Origin of the sequence: Pseudomonas fluorescens HK44, assembly GCF_000217955.3 — a bacterium.
Classification (GTDB): Bacteria; Pseudomonadota; Gammaproteobacteria; order Pseudomonadales; family Pseudomonadaceae; genus Aquipseudomonas; species Aquipseudomonas fluorescens_AQ.
In genome coordinates this window covers 425,503-439,640 of sequence record NZ_AFOY02000008.1, presented here as the reverse complement: position 1 = coordinate 439,640, position 14,138 = coordinate 425,503, and the positions used below count along the sequence as shown (strand labels likewise).

The window sequence follows — 14,138 nt, the reverse complement described above, 5'->3', positions numbered from 1 at the left end:
TTCCCGCAGGATCAAGGCGTCGTCAGCTACGCAGCCACCACGGGCGAAGCACTCATTTGATAATTGTTTGCATTTGCACGTCAAGCGCAGACACATTTGCTAACCAGTGAGCGCGCACGCATCACCGCCAGAGGCCAGAGCCTTTGGCACTTGAGGATAGTCATGAAGTTTCTTTGCTCCAGCGCCGAGCTGCTCGATGCCAGCAGCCGTGGTTTCGAGATCGACGGCCAGAAGTTGTTTGCCGTGCGCCGTGAAGGCCGGGTCTACGTGTACGAAAATCGCTGCCCGCATCGCGGCGTTGGCCTGGAATGGCACCCCGACCAGTTTCTCGACCCCAGCGCCAGCCTGATCCAGTGTGCCACTCATGGCGCACTGTTTCTGATCGAAAGTGGTGAATGCGTGGCCGGGCCCTGTGCCGGGCAGTCCCTCAGTGCCCTGGCGTGCCGCGAAGACAGCATGGGGATCTGGGTTCAACCTTAGGAACTACTATCTTCAAGAGCTCAGCAACACCTCCAGTTGACGGTCAACACGCACCTCATTCGAAGTCAGGCTCACGCCGTACGCCAGCACTTCAACCCCGGCCGCTTTCGCCTCACGCAACGCGGCCGCGTAACCCGGATCGATTTCCTCGGCCGGGCGCACCGAGTCAATGCCGGTCAGATTGACGCAATACAACTGCACCGCACGAATACCGTCCCGCGCCAGGCACGCCAGCTCGCGCAAGTGTTTGGCACCGCGCTGAGTCACCGCGTCCGGAAACGCCGCAACTGCCGAGCCATCGAAGCCCAGCGTGACGCTTTTGACTTCGACGAAGGCCGGGCCGCTCGGATAATCGAGGCGGAAATCGATGCGGCTGTTTTCCTGACCATAAGGCACTTCACGCTTGAGCCCGATAAAGCCATTGAGCTCGGTGATCAAACCGCCACGTAACGCTTCTTCAATCAAGGTATTGGCCCGCGCGGTATTCACGCAGGCCAGCCGTCCTTGCGGTGTCTCGCTGATCTCCCAGGTGCCGGGCAACTTGCGTTTCGGATCGTTGGAGCGGCTGAACCAGACCTGACCGCCTTCGACCATGCAATTGAACATCGACCCGGTGTTGGGACAGTGAATGGTCAGTAACTCGCCGCCAACGGTTTCGATATCAGCGAGAAAACGCTTGTAGCGACGAATCAGCCGACCTTCTTCGAGAGGAGGATTGAAATGCATCAGCCTTGCCAGCTCCGCAGGCCACGGGCAATCCGCTGAACCGCTTCCTGCAAGCGTGGCAGGCTCTGGGTGTAGGCGAACCGTACGTGATGACCGGCCTGATACCGACCAAAATCCAGGCCAGGAGTGAAGGCAACGTGCTCGGTTTCCAGAAAGTGCCGGCAGAAGGCAAACGCATCACCGCCAAAGGCACTGATGTCAGCATACAGATAGAAGGCGCCTTCCGGCTCCACGGCAATCGCGAACCCCAACTCGCGCAAGGCTGGCAACAGGAAGTCACGTCGGCGTCCGAACTCGGCCCGGCGTTCTTCGAGAATGCTCAGGGTGTCCGGCTCGAAGCAGGCCAGCGCCGCGTGCTGAGCCATGCTCGGCGCGCTGATGTAAAGGTTCTGCGCGAGTTTTTCCAACTCGCCGACCGCAGCCTCTGGGGCGACCAGCCAACCAAGGCGCCAGCCGGTCATGCCGAAATACTTGGAGAAACTGTTCAGCACAAAAGCGCTGTCATCGACTTCCAGCACACTGGCAGCGTCGGTGCCGTAGGTCAGGCCGTGATAGATCTCGTCCACCACCAGATGACCGTGACGCTCCTTGATTGCTGCAGACAGCCCGGCCAGTTCATCGCGGGTCAGGATGGTCCCGGTCGGGTTGGCCGGTGATGCGACCAGTGCGCCAACACTGTCGTGGTCCCAGTAACGCTCGACCAGGCCTGGCGTCAGTTGATAGCGCACGTCCGGGCCGACCGGCACCAGTTGCGCCGCACCCTCCACCAGCCGCAGGAAATGCCGATTGCACGGGTAACCCGGGTCAGCCAGCAGCCAGTGTTTACCTGGATCGACCAGCAAGGCGCTCGCCAACAGTAACGCGCCAGAACCGCCCGGCGTGATCAGGATGCGCTGCGGGTCGATGTTCAACCCGTAACGTTGCTCATAGAAGCCCGAAATGGCTTCACGCAGTTCTGGAATGCCGCGAGCTGCGGTGTAACGGGTTTTCCCCGCCGTCAGCGCCGCCTGGCCGGCCTTGATGATCGGCTCGGCAGTGGTGAAATCCGGTTCGCCGATTTCCAGGTGTATTACGTCGTGCCCGGCGGCTTGCAACTCATTGGCGCGCGCCAGCAATGCCATGACATGGAAAGGTTCGATAGCGCGGCTGCGCGCACTGTAGGGCTGAGCCATTAGCCTTCCTCAACGGGGAAAAGAATTGATTCTACCCAAGCACGGGAACGAGCGAGAACCTAAAGCGGTCACAACCGAAAGTTCACCCGTAAAAGAGCTGATACATAAGGCTCAGGATTGACTAAAATCAATATCTGATCAGGCCTCCAGACCCACCAGACAAGGCTTTGCATGTTTTTGCAAACCTTACGGACCGCAGCCTCGACATCCGGGAGTAGCGCGCTCCGATTTGATCTGGTAAGTTCGCCCGCTTGCAGCCGCAGGGCCGGCAGGTGTCGGTGATGGAGCAATCCTGCGCAATGGATTACAAGAGTAGAGGCGGTCCATTTCATGCCCACCCAAGCAAAGCAACAGCAGAACCCGTCGATCAGCGGCTTCGAACCCTACAAAGAAGTGAAGGGCGAGGAGTACATGGGGCAGCCCATGCGCGCGCACTTCACCAAGATCCTGAACAAGTGGAAACAGGACTTGATGCAGGAAGTCGACCGTACTGTTGATCACATGAAAGACGAAGCGGCGAACTTCCCCGACCCGGCCGACCGTGCCAGTCAGGAAGAAGAATTCAGCCTTGAATTGCGCGCCCGTGACCGCGAGCGCAAGCTGATCAAGAAAATCGACAAAACCCTGCAACTGATCGAAGACGAAGAATACGGCTGGTGCGAATCCTGCGGTGTCGAGATCGGCGTCAAACGCCTGGAAGCCCGCCCTACCGCTGACATGTGCGTCGACTGCAAGACCCTTGCAGAAATCAAGGAAAAGCAAGTCGGCAAGTAAGCGTCGACTTGAACGAAGAACGGAGCGTGCGAACGCTCCGTTTTTGTTTCTGGGGCATCAATATTTGTAGGAGCACGGCTTGCCGGCGATGGCGTCCTGAAGATCGCCATCGCTGTAGGAGCAAAGCTTGCTCGCGATAGCGGTATCAAGCCGTGCCCCTACTAGATCAAGCAACGTAAAATCGCGCCCATGACTGCCATTAAATCCCCCGCCTACATCGGGCGCTTCGCTCCCACTCCCAGCGGGCACCTGCACTTCGGCTCGCTGGTCGCGGCATTGGCCTCGTACCTTGACGCCCGCTCGGTTGGCGGGCGCTGGCTGTTGCGCATGGAAGACCTCGACCCGCCTCGGGAGGAACCTGGCGCCCAGGCGGCGATCCTCAAGGCACTGGAAAGCTACGGTTTCGAATGGGACGGCGAAATGGTCCGCCAGAGCGACCGTCACGACGCCTACGCGCAGGTGTTGAATCAACTGTTCAACCACGGCCTGGCCTACGCCTGCACCTGCTCGCGCAAAAAACTGGCGCCTTATCACGGGATTTATCCAGGCCTGTGCCGCAACGCCGGTCACGCCAGCGAAGACGCCGCAATTCGCTTGCGCGTCCCGGAACTGGAATATCACTTCACCGACCGCGTGCAAGGCGAGTACCGCCAGCACCTGGGCCGCGAGGTCGGCGACTTCGTAATCCGTCGGCGCGACGGGCTCTATGCCTATCAACTGGCAGTGGTGCTCGACGACGCCTGGCAAGGCATCACCGATATCGTCCGCGGTGCCGACTTGCTCGACTCCACCCCACGCCAGTTGTACCTGCAAGAACTGCTCGGCCTGCCGCAACCGCGCTATCTGCACCTGCCGCTGATTACCCAGCCGGACGGCAACAAGCTCGGCAAGTCCTATCGCTCACCGCCATTGACCGCAGATCAGGCCACGCCCCTGTTGCTCCGTGCCCTGCGCGCACTGGGACAAAAACCTGGCCACGAACTCGACGACGCCAGCCCCGGGGAAGTACTGAAATGGGGCATCAAGCACTGGGATGCGACGTTAATCCCGCGCACACTGACACTGCCCGAAGCGCAATTACGCTGACTAAGCTTGCAGGTTGGCGCCCATCCGTTACCATCGCCGCACGTTTTCGGGCACGCGCACAATAAAGAGAGGCCGGGATGTACATCTATCGCTTGGTCCTGCTCCTGGTAGTGGGGATCTATCTGTTCTCCCCAGCCATCATGGACTGGTGGATCGACGCCACTGGCGCCTGGTATCGCCCGTATCTGCTGTGGCTGATTCTGATCGTCGTGACCTTCATCCTGCAGAGCCAAAAAGATGCCGATGAGCTTTAGCCTGACCCAGATGATCCTGATCAGTGCCGCCTACCTCGCGGTGCTGTTTGGTGTTGCCTGGATCAGTGAACGCGGAATGATCCCGCGAGCGATCATTCGCCACCCGCTGACCTACACCTTGTCATTGGGTGTCTACGCCAGCGCCTGGGCGTTCTACGGCACGGTCGGCCTGGCCTATCAATACGGTTACGGCTTCCTGTCCAGTTACCTGGGGGTCTCCGGGGCGTTTCTGCTGGCGCCGGTGTTGCTCTACCCGATTCTGAAGATCACTCGCACCTATCAGCTGTCTTCTCTGGCCGACCTGTTTGCGTTTCGTTTCCGCAGCACCTGGGCCGGCGCGCTGACCACGATTTTCATGTTGATCGGCGTATTGCCGTTGCTGGCACTGCAGATTCAAGCCGTGGCCGACTCGATCGGCATCCTCACCCATGAGCCGGTGCAGCATCGGGTCGCCCTGAGTTTTTGTGCGCTGATCACCCTGTTCACGATTTTCTTCGGTTCGCGGCATATTGCGACCCGGGAGAAACACGAAGGCCTGGTGTTCGCGATTGCCTTTGAATCGGTGATCAAGCTGATCGCCATTGGCGGCGTCGGCCTCTACGCCCTGTACGGCGTGTTCGACGGTCCGCAACAGCTGGAAGTCTGGCTGCTGCAAAACCAGACCGCCCTCGCCGCCCTGCACACGCCACTGCAAGAAGGTCCATGGCGCACGCTGCTGCTGGTGTTCTTCGCCTCGGCGATCGTGATGCCGCACATGTACCACATGACGTTCACCGAAAACCTCAACCCGCGCTCGCTGGTCAGTGCGAGCTGGGGCTTGCCGTTGTTCCTCCTGCTGATGAGCCTGGCCGTACCGCTGATTCTCTGGGCAGGCCTCAAACTGGGTGCCACCACCAACCCGGAATACTTCACCCTCGGCATCGGCATCGCCGCCAACAGCAAGGCCCTGGCATTGCTGGCCTACGTCGGTGGCTTGTCAGCCGCCAGCGGTCTGATCATCGTCACCACCCTGGCACTGTCCGGGATGGCCCTGAACCATCTGGTGCTGCCGCTTTATCAGCCACCTGCCGAAGGCAACATCTACCGCTGGCTGAAATGGACCCGCCGCGCCTTGATCGTCGCGATCATCATGGCCGGCTATGGTTTCTACCTGCTCCTGGGCGCTGAGCAAGACCTGGCCAACCTGGGCATCGTCGCGTTCGTTGCCACCCTGCAGTTTCTGCCCGGCGTACTGTCCGTCCTGTATTGGCCGACCGCCAACCGTCGCGGCTTCATCGCCGGGTTGCTGGCGGGGATTCTGGTCTGGCTGGTGACCATGCTGCTGCCGCTGGTCGGCAACCTGCAGGGCTTCTATATCCCGCTGCTGAACATGATCTACGTGCTCGACGACACCAGTTGGCACATGGCGGCAATCGCATCGCTGGCGGCCAACGTGCTGATGTTCACGCTGATCTCGCTGTTCACCAACGCCAGCACTGAAGAAGCCAGCGCCGCCGAAGCCTGCGCGGTGGACAACGTACGCCGCCCGCAACGCCGCGAACTGCACGCCGCGTCCCCCCAGGAATTCGCCACCCAACTGGCCAAACCGCTCGGCGCCAAGGCGGCACAAAAGGAAGTCGAACAGGCCCTGCGCGACCTTTATCTGCCGTTCGACGAGCGCCGCCCGTACGCCTTGCGCCGACTGCGTGACCGAATCGAGGCCAACCTCTCCGGCCTGATGGGCCCGAGCGTTGCGCAAGACATGGTCGAAACCTTCCTGCCGTACAAGGCTGGCGGTGAAAACTACGTCACCGAAGACATTCACTTCATCGAAAGCCGTCTCGAGGACTATCACTCGCGCCTCACCGGCCTTGCCGCCGAACTCGATGCCCTGCGCCGTTATCACCGCCAGACCTTGCAAGAATTGCCGATGGGCGTTTGTTCGCTGGCCAAGGATCAGGAAATCCTCATGTGGAACAAAGCCATGGAGGAGTTGACCGGGATCGCCGCGCAGCGCGTGGTCGGTTCACGCCTGGGCACCCTCGGCGAGCCGTGGAAAGAACTGCTGCAAGGCTTCATCAATCTTCCGGACGAGCATTTGCACAAACAGCACCTGGCCCTGGACGGCCAGACGCGCTGGCTGAACCTGCACAAAGCGGCGATCGACGAACCGCTCGCGCCCGGTAACAGTGGCCTGGTGTTGCTGGTCGAAGACCTGACTGAAACCCAGATGCTCGAAGACAAACTGGTGCACTCCGAACGCTTGGCGAGTATCGGTCGACTGGCGGCCGGCGTGGCCCATGAAATTGGCAACCCGATCACCGGCATCGCGTGTCTGGCGCAGAACCTGCGCGAAGAGCGTGAAGAAGACAGCGAACTGAAGGAAATCAGCGGGCAAATCCTCGAACAGACCAAACGCGTGTCACGCATTGTTCAGTCGCTGATGAGCTTCGCCCACGCCGGCAGCCACCAGCACAATGACGAACCGGTCTGCCTGGCCGAGGTGGCCCAGGATGCCATTGGTCTGCTGGCGCTGAACCGCCGCAACTTCGAAGTGCAGTTCTTTAACCTGTGCGATCCCGAGCATTGGGTCGATGGCGATCCGCAGCGACTCGCCCAGGTGTTGATCAACCTGCTGTCCAACGCCCGCGACGCATCGCCGGCCGGCAGTGCGGTTCGCGTAAAAAGCGAAGCCAACGAACACACGATCGACCTGATCGTGGAAGACGAGGGCAGCGGTATCCCGTCGAGCATCATGGACCGATTGTTCGAACCCTTCTTCACCACCAAGGATCCTGGCGAAGGCACCGGTCTGGGCCTTGCACTGGTCTATTCCATCGTTGAAGAGCATTATGGACAAATCACCATCGACAGCCCGGCTGACACACAAAGCCAACGCGGCACCCGTATCCGGGTGACCTTACCGCGTCATGTCGAAGCGACGTCCGCTGTGAACTGAGACCGTCGAGAGAATCGAATCAATGCCGCACATTTTGATCGTCGAAGACGAAACAATTATCCGCTCCGCCTTGCGCCGCCTGCTGGAACGTAACCAGTACCAGGTCAGCGAAGCCGGTTCAGTGCAGGAAGCACAAGAACGCTTCAGCATTCCCACGTTCGACCTGATTGTCAGTGACCTGCGCCTGCCTGGCGCACCGGGCACCGAACTGATCAAGCTGGGCCAGGGCAAGCCGGTGCTGATCATGACGAGCTACGCCAGCCTGCGCTCGGCAGTCGACTCAATGAAGATGGGCGCGGTGGACTACATCGCCAAGCCTTTCGACCATGACGAGATGCTCCAGGCCGTTGCGCGCATCCTGCGTGACCGGCAATCGGCGCAAAGCTCCGCGGGCGAACCTGCGGTCGGCAAGGCAGCCAACGGCTCGGCGAAGTCCGCTATCGATAACAGCAATGGCGAAATCGGCATCATCGGCTCGTGCCCACCGATGCAGGATCTGTACGGCAAAATCCGTAAAGTCGCCCCCACCGATTCCAATGTGCTGATTCAGGGCGAATCCGGTACCGGTAAAGAGCTGGTCGCCCGCGCCCTGCACAACCTGTCCAAACGCGCCAAGGCGCCGATGATTTCGGTGAACTGCGCAGCCATCCCGGAAAGCCTGATCGAGTCCGAGTTGTTCGGCCACGAGAAAGGCGCGTTTACCGGCGCCAGTGCCGGACGCGCGGGCCTGGTTGAAGCAGCCGACGGCGGCACCCTGTTCCTTGATGAGATCGGCGAACTGCCACTTGAAGCCCAGGCACGCCTGCTGCGCGTGCTGCAAGAAGGTGAAATCCGCCGCGTGGGCTCGGTGCAATCGCAGAAGGTCGACGTACGCCTGATCGCTGCGACCCACCGTGACCTGAAGAGCCTGGCCAAGATCGGTCAGTTCCGTGAAGACTTGTATTACCGTCTCCACGTTATCGCCCTGAAACTGCCCGCCCTGCGTGAACGTGGCGCGGACGTCAACGAAATCGCCAACGCCTTCCTCGCCCGCCAGAGCGCGCGCGTGAATCGCACCGACCTGAAATTCGCTCCGGACGCCGAACAGGCGATTCGTCATTACTCCTGGCCGGGCAACGTGCGCGAACTGGAAAACGCTGTCGAGCGTGCCGTCATCCTGTGTGAGAGCCCGGAGATTTCTGCCGAGTTGCTGGGCATCGATATCGAGCTCAGCGACCTTGAAGATGACGAGTTCATCGGCCTGGCACCGCAACAGGGCAGCACCGGCAACACCAGCCACGAGCCCACTGAAGACCTGTCACTGGAAGACTACTTCCAGCACTTCGTCCTCGAACACCAGGACCACATGACTGAAACCGAACTGGCTCGCAAACTCGGCGTCAGCCGCAAATGCCTGTGGGAGCGCCGTCAGCGCCTGGGCATCCCGCGGCGCAAGACCGGTGTGGCCAGCGAGAGCTGAACGTCACCTGTAGAGAGTGTGAGTAACACGTGACAGTGTGAAAAAACTGTTACCGCAGCTTTTTCTCGTAACAGAAGCCGGGGCTTACGGTAACGAAGCCCCGGTTTTTTTTGGCCCTGAAAAAAGCGATTCAGGCACCTAACCCCTTGTTTTACTGGGGATCGCAATAGTTGGCACGGCACCTGCTATATGTTTGGTACAAGAACAATAACAAGCAATGCACAAGACAATAAAAATAAGACGAATCGACTCACGCACAACAAAAACAAGACGGCGAGAGGCGTAGCTAACTGATTCTTTTGGAGAGGCGTTGTATTTGGGGCTTGCCCCGCAACCAGGCCGAGAACAACAAAAACTGCCCTAAGGCAGAGCCTGAACTGGTTGGATCACACAGATCATTACAGCACAGCGATCAAAGCAATCCGTTTGCTCTTGGCTCCCGATTGGGAGGGTCATGAAGGAAACCTTCATGACAAGGGCGTTACACAAAAACAAGAAGCCCGAAACCAAAAATAAAAATAGAGCATGCAACTACTTCTTGGGGAGCTTCGGCTCCCCTTGTGGTTTCTGGCGTTTGCCCAAGGCGGCCCGAAGCAGATCCGCGCAGCTTCCTACACCATCCCCCGACTAAATGCTAGAATCCCCGCCCATCATGCGGTCATTCTTCGTTTTGGCCGAACATTCCTTCAAACAGTGCATCCCATGCTGAAGAAGCTGTTCCAGTCATTCCGTTCTCCCTTGCGTCGTACGCAACACATTCGTAGCACGCCTGAAGTGCTCAATAGCAGCCAACACTCGCTGCAACGGGCTCAGTTCAGCCGTTATGCGGTGAACATCGTCGAACGCCTGCAGAACGCCGGCTACCAGGCTTACCTGGTCGGTGGCTGCGTGCGTGACATGCTGCTCAACATCACACCCAAAGATTTCGACGTCGCCACCAGCGCCACACCGGAACAGGTTCGCGCCGAGTTTCGCAATGCGCGGATCATCGGTCGCCGCTTCAAACTGGTACACATCCATTTTGGCCGCGAAATCATTGAAGTCGCGACGTTCCGCGCCAATCACCCGCAAAACGACGAGGAAGAAGACAGCAACCAGTCCTCGCGTAACGAAAGCGGGCGCATTCTGCGTGACAACGTTTACGGCACCCTGGAAGAAGACGCGCAACGCCGCGACTTCACTATCAACGCCCTGTATTACGATCCGGTCAGCGAGCGCATTCTCGACTACGCCAACGGCGTACACGACATCCGCAATCACCTGATCCGCCTGATCGGCGACCCGACCCAGCGTTACCAGGAAGACCCGGTGCGGATGCTCCGTGCGGTGCGTTTCGCCGCCAAGCTGGACTTCGGTATCGAGAAACACAGCGCCTTGCCAATCCGCAGCCTGGCACCGATGCTGCGCGAAATCCCGTCAGCGCGCTTGTTCGAAGAAGTGTTGAAGCTGTTCCTTTCAGGTCATGCCGCAGACACCTTTGAGATGCTGGTCGACCTGCAATTGTTCGACCCACTGTTCCCGGCCAGCGCCGAAGCACTGGAACACAACCCGACTTACACCCACACCCTGATCAGCGAAGCGCTGATCAACACCGACCTGCGAATCAAGCAGAACAAGCCGGTGACGCCGGCGTTCCTGTTCGCCGCCCTGCTTTGGCCAGCCTTGCCGGCCCGCGTACTGCGCTTGCAGGATCGTGGCATGCCACCGATTCCGGCCATGCAGGAAGCTGCTCACGAACTGATCAGCGAGCAATGCCAGCGGATCGCGATTCCGAAGCGCTTCACCATGCCGATCCGCGAGATCTGGGACATGCAGGAGCGCCTGCCGCGCCGCAGTGGCAAACGTGCCGACCTGTTGCTGGACAACCCGCGATTCCGCGCCGGTTACGACTTCCTGTTACTGCGTGAAAGCGCTGGCGAACAGACCAATGGCCTGGGCGAATGGTGGACGGACTATCAGGACGCCAACGAAAGCGAACGCCGCGACATGATCCGCGATCTCAGCGGCAAGGACGACAGTGCCAGCGGTGCGCCGCGTAAACGTCGCCGCAGCGGTGGCGCCAAGCGCAAACGTGCTGCTGGCATACCGAGTACGTCGGGCGAGTAAATCGATGGAACGCATTTACATTGGCATGGGCAGCAACCTCGCAGCCCCCGCGGAACAATTGCGCAGCGCCGTCGAAGCGCTCGCGCAGTTACCCAAGACAGCTCTGGTGGGGGTTTCGTCCTTCTATCAAAGCGACTCCTTGCTGCCAGGCCAGCCGCGTTATACCAACGCGGTGGCCGCGCTCGACAGCACGCTGACGCCGCTTGAGCTGCTCGATGCACTGCAAGCCATCGAAATCGATCAGGGTCGCGAGCGCCATGAGCGCTGGGGCCCGCGCACGCTGGATCTGGATATCCTGCTGTTCGGCGATCGACTGATCGACGAGCCCCGCCTTACAGTCCCCCATTACCACATGCAGGCCCGAGCCTTTGTGCTCTACCCGCTGGCCGAGCTGGCGCCAGCTGATCTGCAACTGGCGGACGGCCGTCACCTGCGCGAACTGCTCGCTGAATGCCCGTTCGTCGGACTGGAACGCCTCCCCCAGGCTTGATGAGGCCCCCTGTGGGAGCGAGCCTGCTCCCACATTGGCTTGTGTTGCTCCTGAAGAACCTGCTGAATCGCATCAGTAACGCCGGTAACACCAACGGCGTAACATTGCGGTAACACATCCAATTGACTTCCCGAGTTCTCCTCACGACTATAGGCGTCCCGCTGCCGCCAACCCGGCACTACAGGGCGCAATCCAGGCTTTTCAAGCACGACACAAGACCGTGCGCCTGAGTAAATGAAGAATCACGCGCGTTACTCGCAGTAGTTTTCCAAGCGCCTGAATGAGGATTCCTTACATGCCAGCTATCACCTTGACCACATTGCAGAGCCTCAAGCAAAAGGGTGAAAAAATCACCATGCTGACCTGCTACGACGCCACCTTCGCCCACGCTTGCAATGAGGCGGGTGTTGAAGTGTTGCTGGTGGGCGACTCCCTTGGCATGGTGTTGCAAGGACACGACAGCACCCTGCCGGTGACCAACGCCGAAATGGCTTACCACGTCGCCGCGGTCAAGCGTGGCAACACCGATGCCTTGATCCTCGCGGACCTGCCGTTCATGGCTTACGCCACCATCGAGCAGACGATGACCAACAGCGCCCAGTTGATGCAGGCCGGTGCACACATGGTCAAGGTCGAAGGCGCGCTGTGGCTGGCCGAGTCGATTCGTCTGCTGGCCGAACGCGGTATCCCGGTCTGCGCGCATATGGGTCTGACGCCGCAGTCGGTGAACATTCTCGGCGGTTATAAAGTTCAGGGCCGCAATGAAAACCAGGCCCGGCAGATGCGCGCCGACGCAATTGCCCTGGAGCAGGCCGGCGCGGCGATGTTGCTGCTTGAATGCGTACCGAGCGAGCTGGCCCACGAAATCACCCAAGCGGTGAAGATCCCGGTGATCGGCATCGGCGCCGGCAATGCCACCGACGGTCAAGTGCTGGTACTGCACGACATGCTCGGCCTGTCCCTCACCGACCGCGCACCGAAGTTCGTGAAGAACTTCATGGCCGGCCAAGACAGCATTCACGCCGCCCTGAGCGCTTACGTCGCTGAAGTCAAAGCCGCGACCTTCCCTGGTGCTGAACACGGATTCTCTGCATGAACACTGTCAAAACCGTACGCGAACTGCGTGCCGCCGTAGCCCGCGTTCGAGGTGAAGGCAAACGTATCGGCTTCGTACCGACCATGGGCAACCTGCACAGCGGCCACATAGCACTGGTCACCAAAGCCGCCCAACGAGCGGACTTTGTGGTTGCAAGCATTTTCGTCAACCCGCTGCAATTTGGCGCAGGCGAAGACCTCGACAAGTATCCGCGGACCTTGGCCGCCGACCAGGAGAAACTGCTGCAAGCCGGTTGTCACCTGCTGTTCGCCCCAACCGTCGAGGAAATGTACCCGGACGGCATGGCCGGCCAGACCCGCGTCAGCGTTCCCCTGCTTTCTGAAGGCCTGTGTGGCGCCAGCCGCCCCGGGCATTTCGAAGGCGTGGCGACGGTGGTCAGCAAGTTGTTCAACATGGTTCAGCCAGACCTCGCGGTCTTCGGTCAGAAAGACTTCCAGCAACTGGCGGTGATTCGCGCGCTGGTGCATGACCTGAACATGCCGATCCAGATCATTGGCGAGCCCACCGTAAGAGCCGCCGACGGTCTGGCGCTGTCCTCGCGCAATGGTTTCCTCAGTGAAGAACAGCGGGCCGTCGCGCCAATTGTGTATCGCACGCTGAGCGACATCGCCGAAGCCATCAAACAGGGCGAACGCGATTACCCGGCGCTCCTGGCCCGGAAGATCGAGCAGCTCCAGGCCGCCGGGTTGCGTCCTGATTACCTGGAAATCCGCCACGCACTGACCCTACGCCCAGCGACCGTGGATGACCGTGACCTGGTGATCCTGGTGGCCGCTTTCCTGGGCACGACCCGGTTGATCGACAACCTGCACCTGAACCTCGACGCTCCGGTTTAAAGGGCAAGATCAAAAGATCGCAGCCGGCGGCAGCAACTACAGAATTATACGATTCCGTGTAGGAGCTGCCGCAGGCTGCGATCTTTTGCGGTGTATTGCCGGCCTCAAAAGCTTCGGGCAAACTGCCCGCCGTTCGGATCTGACCAAGGGAAACACTCATGCACGCCATCATGCTCAAGGCCAAGCTGCATCGCGCCGAAGTTACCCACGCAGTGCTCGACTACGAAGGCTCTTGCGCCATCGACGGCGAATGGCTGGACCTGTCCGGGATCCGTGAGTACGAACAAATCCAGATCTACAACGTCGACAACGGCGAACGCTTCACCACTTACGCGATCCGTGGCGAAGAAGGCTCGCGAATGATCTCGGTCAACGGCGCCGCCGCACACAAGGCCAAGGTCGGTGATCGGGTGATCATCTGCGCTTACGCTCATTACAGCGAAGCCGAACTGCTCAATTTCAAACCGCGCATGCTCTACATGGCTCCCGGCAACGAGTTGAGCCATACCAGCAATGCCATCCCGGTTCAGGTCGCCTGAGCCCTCCCCCCGTACCCTGTGCACTGAATACCTGCGTGGCTCACTTGAAGCGCCGGTACAAAATAGTACCGGCCACAGGTCAGACAAAGCCAAGACAGATCACACCGCGAGGTTTACTGTAATCGCCCTGCGCTATTTAATCGTTTACTCGCAGTTCAACC

13 protein-coding genes are annotated in these 14,138 nt (G+C 59.8%); 11 read left to right on the top strand and 2 right to left on the bottom strand.

Going from position 1 to position 14,138, the window contains the following annotated elements:
* Positions 1–162 precede the first annotated feature (162 nt).
* On the top strand, positions 163–480 hold the full coding sequence (locus tag HK44_RS08520) for a Rieske (2Fe-2S) protein (RefSeq protein WP_019691674.1): 318 nt from the start codon (positions 163–165) through the stop codon (positions 478–480).
* Positions 481–492: 12 nt separating this feature from the next.
* Here HK44_RS08520 and sfsA read toward each other — a convergent pair whose 3' ends face one another.
* Positions 493–1,206 carry a DNA/RNA nuclease SfsA gene (gene sfsA, locus HK44_RS08515; protein ID WP_019691673.1) on the bottom strand — a complete coding sequence of 238 codons (714 nt, stop codon included), beginning with the start codon at positions 1,204–1,206 and terminating at the stop codon, positions 493–495.
* Positions 1,206–2,378 carry a pyridoxal phosphate-dependent aminotransferase gene (locus HK44_RS08510; protein ID WP_019691672.1) on the bottom strand — a complete coding sequence of 391 codons (1,173 nt, stop codon included), beginning with the start codon at positions 2,376–2,378 and terminating at the stop codon, positions 1,206–1,208. Before HK44_RS08510 ends, sfsA begins: the two co-directional genes overlap by 1 nt.
* A gap of 330 nt (positions 2,379–2,708) precedes the next feature.
* Between HK44_RS08510 and dksA the strand changes: the two genes are divergently transcribed.
* The 10 genes from dksA (at position 2,709) to panD (ending at position 13,977) form a co-directional block, all read left to right on the top strand.
* Entirely contained in the window at positions 2,709–3,152 is a 444-nt protein-coding gene (gene dksA / locus HK44_RS08505) for an RNA polymerase-binding protein DksA (RefSeq protein WP_019691671.1), read from the top strand.
* 189 nt (positions 3,153–3,341) lie between these two features.
* A complete protein-coding gene (gene gluQRS / locus HK44_RS08500; protein ID WP_019691670.1) occupies positions 3,342–4,238 on the top strand; it encodes a tRNA glutamyl-Q(34) synthetase GluQRS in 897 nt (298 codons plus the stop codon).
* Between the two features lie 77 nt (positions 4,239–4,315).
* On the top strand, positions 4,316–4,492 hold the full coding sequence (locus HK44_RS08495) for a hypothetical protein (protein WP_003176118.1): 177 nt from the start codon (positions 4,316–4,318) through the stop codon (positions 4,490–4,492).
* Positions 4,476–7,430, top strand: coding sequence for a sensor histidine kinase (locus HK44_RS08490; RefSeq protein WP_019691669.1), 2,955 nt, complete (start codon positions 4,476–4,478; stop codon positions 7,428–7,430). Before HK44_RS08495 ends, HK44_RS08490 begins: the two co-directional genes overlap by 17 nt.
* A 22-nt stretch (positions 7,431–7,452) precedes the next feature.
* Positions 7,453–8,889: a sigma-54-dependent transcriptional regulator gene (locus HK44_RS08485; protein WP_019691668.1), complete on the top strand. Its 1,437-nt coding sequence runs from the start codon at positions 7,453–7,455 to the stop codon at positions 8,887–8,889.
* Between the two features lie 702 nt (positions 8,890–9,591).
* Positions 9,592–10,995, top strand: a complete 1,404-nt coding sequence (locus HK44_RS08480) for a polynucleotide adenylyltransferase PcnB (RefSeq protein ID WP_019691667.1) — start codon at positions 9,592–9,594, stop codon at positions 10,993–10,995.
* Between the two features lie 4 nt (positions 10,996–10,999).
* On the top strand, positions 11,000–11,485 hold the full coding sequence (gene folK / locus HK44_RS08475; RefSeq protein WP_019691666.1) for a 2-amino-4-hydroxy-6-hydroxymethyldihydropteridine diphosphokinase: 486 nt from the start codon (positions 11,000–11,002) through the stop codon (positions 11,483–11,485).
* A 295-nt stretch (positions 11,486–11,780) separates the two neighbouring features.
* Positions 11,781–12,581 (top strand): 3-methyl-2-oxobutanoate hydroxymethyltransferase, encoded by an 801-nt coding sequence (gene panB / locus HK44_RS08470; RefSeq protein WP_019691665.1) that lies wholly within the window; start codon positions 11,781–11,783, stop codon positions 12,579–12,581.
* Positions 12,578–13,438, top strand: coding sequence for a pantoate--beta-alanine ligase (gene panC / locus HK44_RS08465; RefSeq protein WP_019691664.1), 861 nt, complete (start codon positions 12,578–12,580; stop codon positions 13,436–13,438). Before panB ends, panC begins: the two co-directional genes overlap by 4 nt.
* 158 nt (positions 13,439–13,596) lie before the next feature.
* The gene (gene panD / locus HK44_RS08460; protein WP_003228271.1) at positions 13,597–13,977 is read left to right on the top strand and encodes an aspartate 1-decarboxylase; all 381 of its coding nucleotides are present in this window, start codon (positions 13,597–13,599) and stop codon (positions 13,975–13,977) included.
* The last annotated feature ends 161 nt before the right edge of the window (positions 13,978–14,138 follow it).

Coding starts and splice junctions, on each gene's coding strand:
- gluQRS (WP_019691670.1), top strand. CDS start 3,342: ATGACTGCCATTAAATCCCCCGCCTACATCGGGCGCTTCGCTCCCACT.
- panC (WP_019691664.1), top strand. CDS start 12,578: ATGAACACTGTCAAAACCGTACGCGAACTGCGTGCCGCCGTAGCCCGC.
- dksA (WP_019691671.1), top strand. CDS start 2,709: ATGCCCACCCAAGCAAAGCAACAGCAGAACCCGTCGATCAGCGGCTTC.
- HK44_RS08485 (WP_019691668.1), top strand. CDS start 7,453: ATGCCGCACATTTTGATCGTCGAAGACGAAACAATTATCCGCTCCGCC.
- sfsA (WP_019691673.1), bottom strand. CDS start 1,206: ATGCATTTCAATCCTCCTCTCGAAGAAGGTCGGCTGATTCGTCGCTAC.
- folK (WP_019691666.1), top strand. CDS start 11,000: ATGGAACGCATTTACATTGGCATGGGCAGCAACCTCGCAGCCCCCGCG.
- panB (WP_019691665.1), top strand. CDS start 11,781: ATGCCAGCTATCACCTTGACCACATTGCAGAGCCTCAAGCAAAAGGGT.
- panD (WP_003228271.1), top strand. CDS start 13,597: ATGCACGCCATCATGCTCAAGGCCAAGCTGCATCGCGCCGAAGTTACC.
- HK44_RS08495 (WP_003176118.1), top strand. CDS start 4,316: ATGTACATCTATCGCTTGGTCCTGCTCCTGGTAGTGGGGATCTATCTG.
- HK44_RS08520 (WP_019691674.1), top strand. CDS start 163: ATGAAGTTTCTTTGCTCCAGCGCCGAGCTGCTCGATGCCAGCAGCCGT.
- HK44_RS08510 (WP_019691672.1), bottom strand. CDS start 2,378: ATGGCTCAGCCCTACAGTGCGCGCAGCCGCGCTATCGAACCTTTCCAT.
- HK44_RS08490 (WP_019691669.1), top strand. CDS start 4,476: ATGCCGATGAGCTTTAGCCTGACCCAGATGATCCTGATCAGTGCCGCC.
- HK44_RS08480 (WP_019691667.1), top strand. CDS start 9,592: ATGCTGAAGAAGCTGTTCCAGTCATTCCGTTCTCCCTTGCGTCGTACG.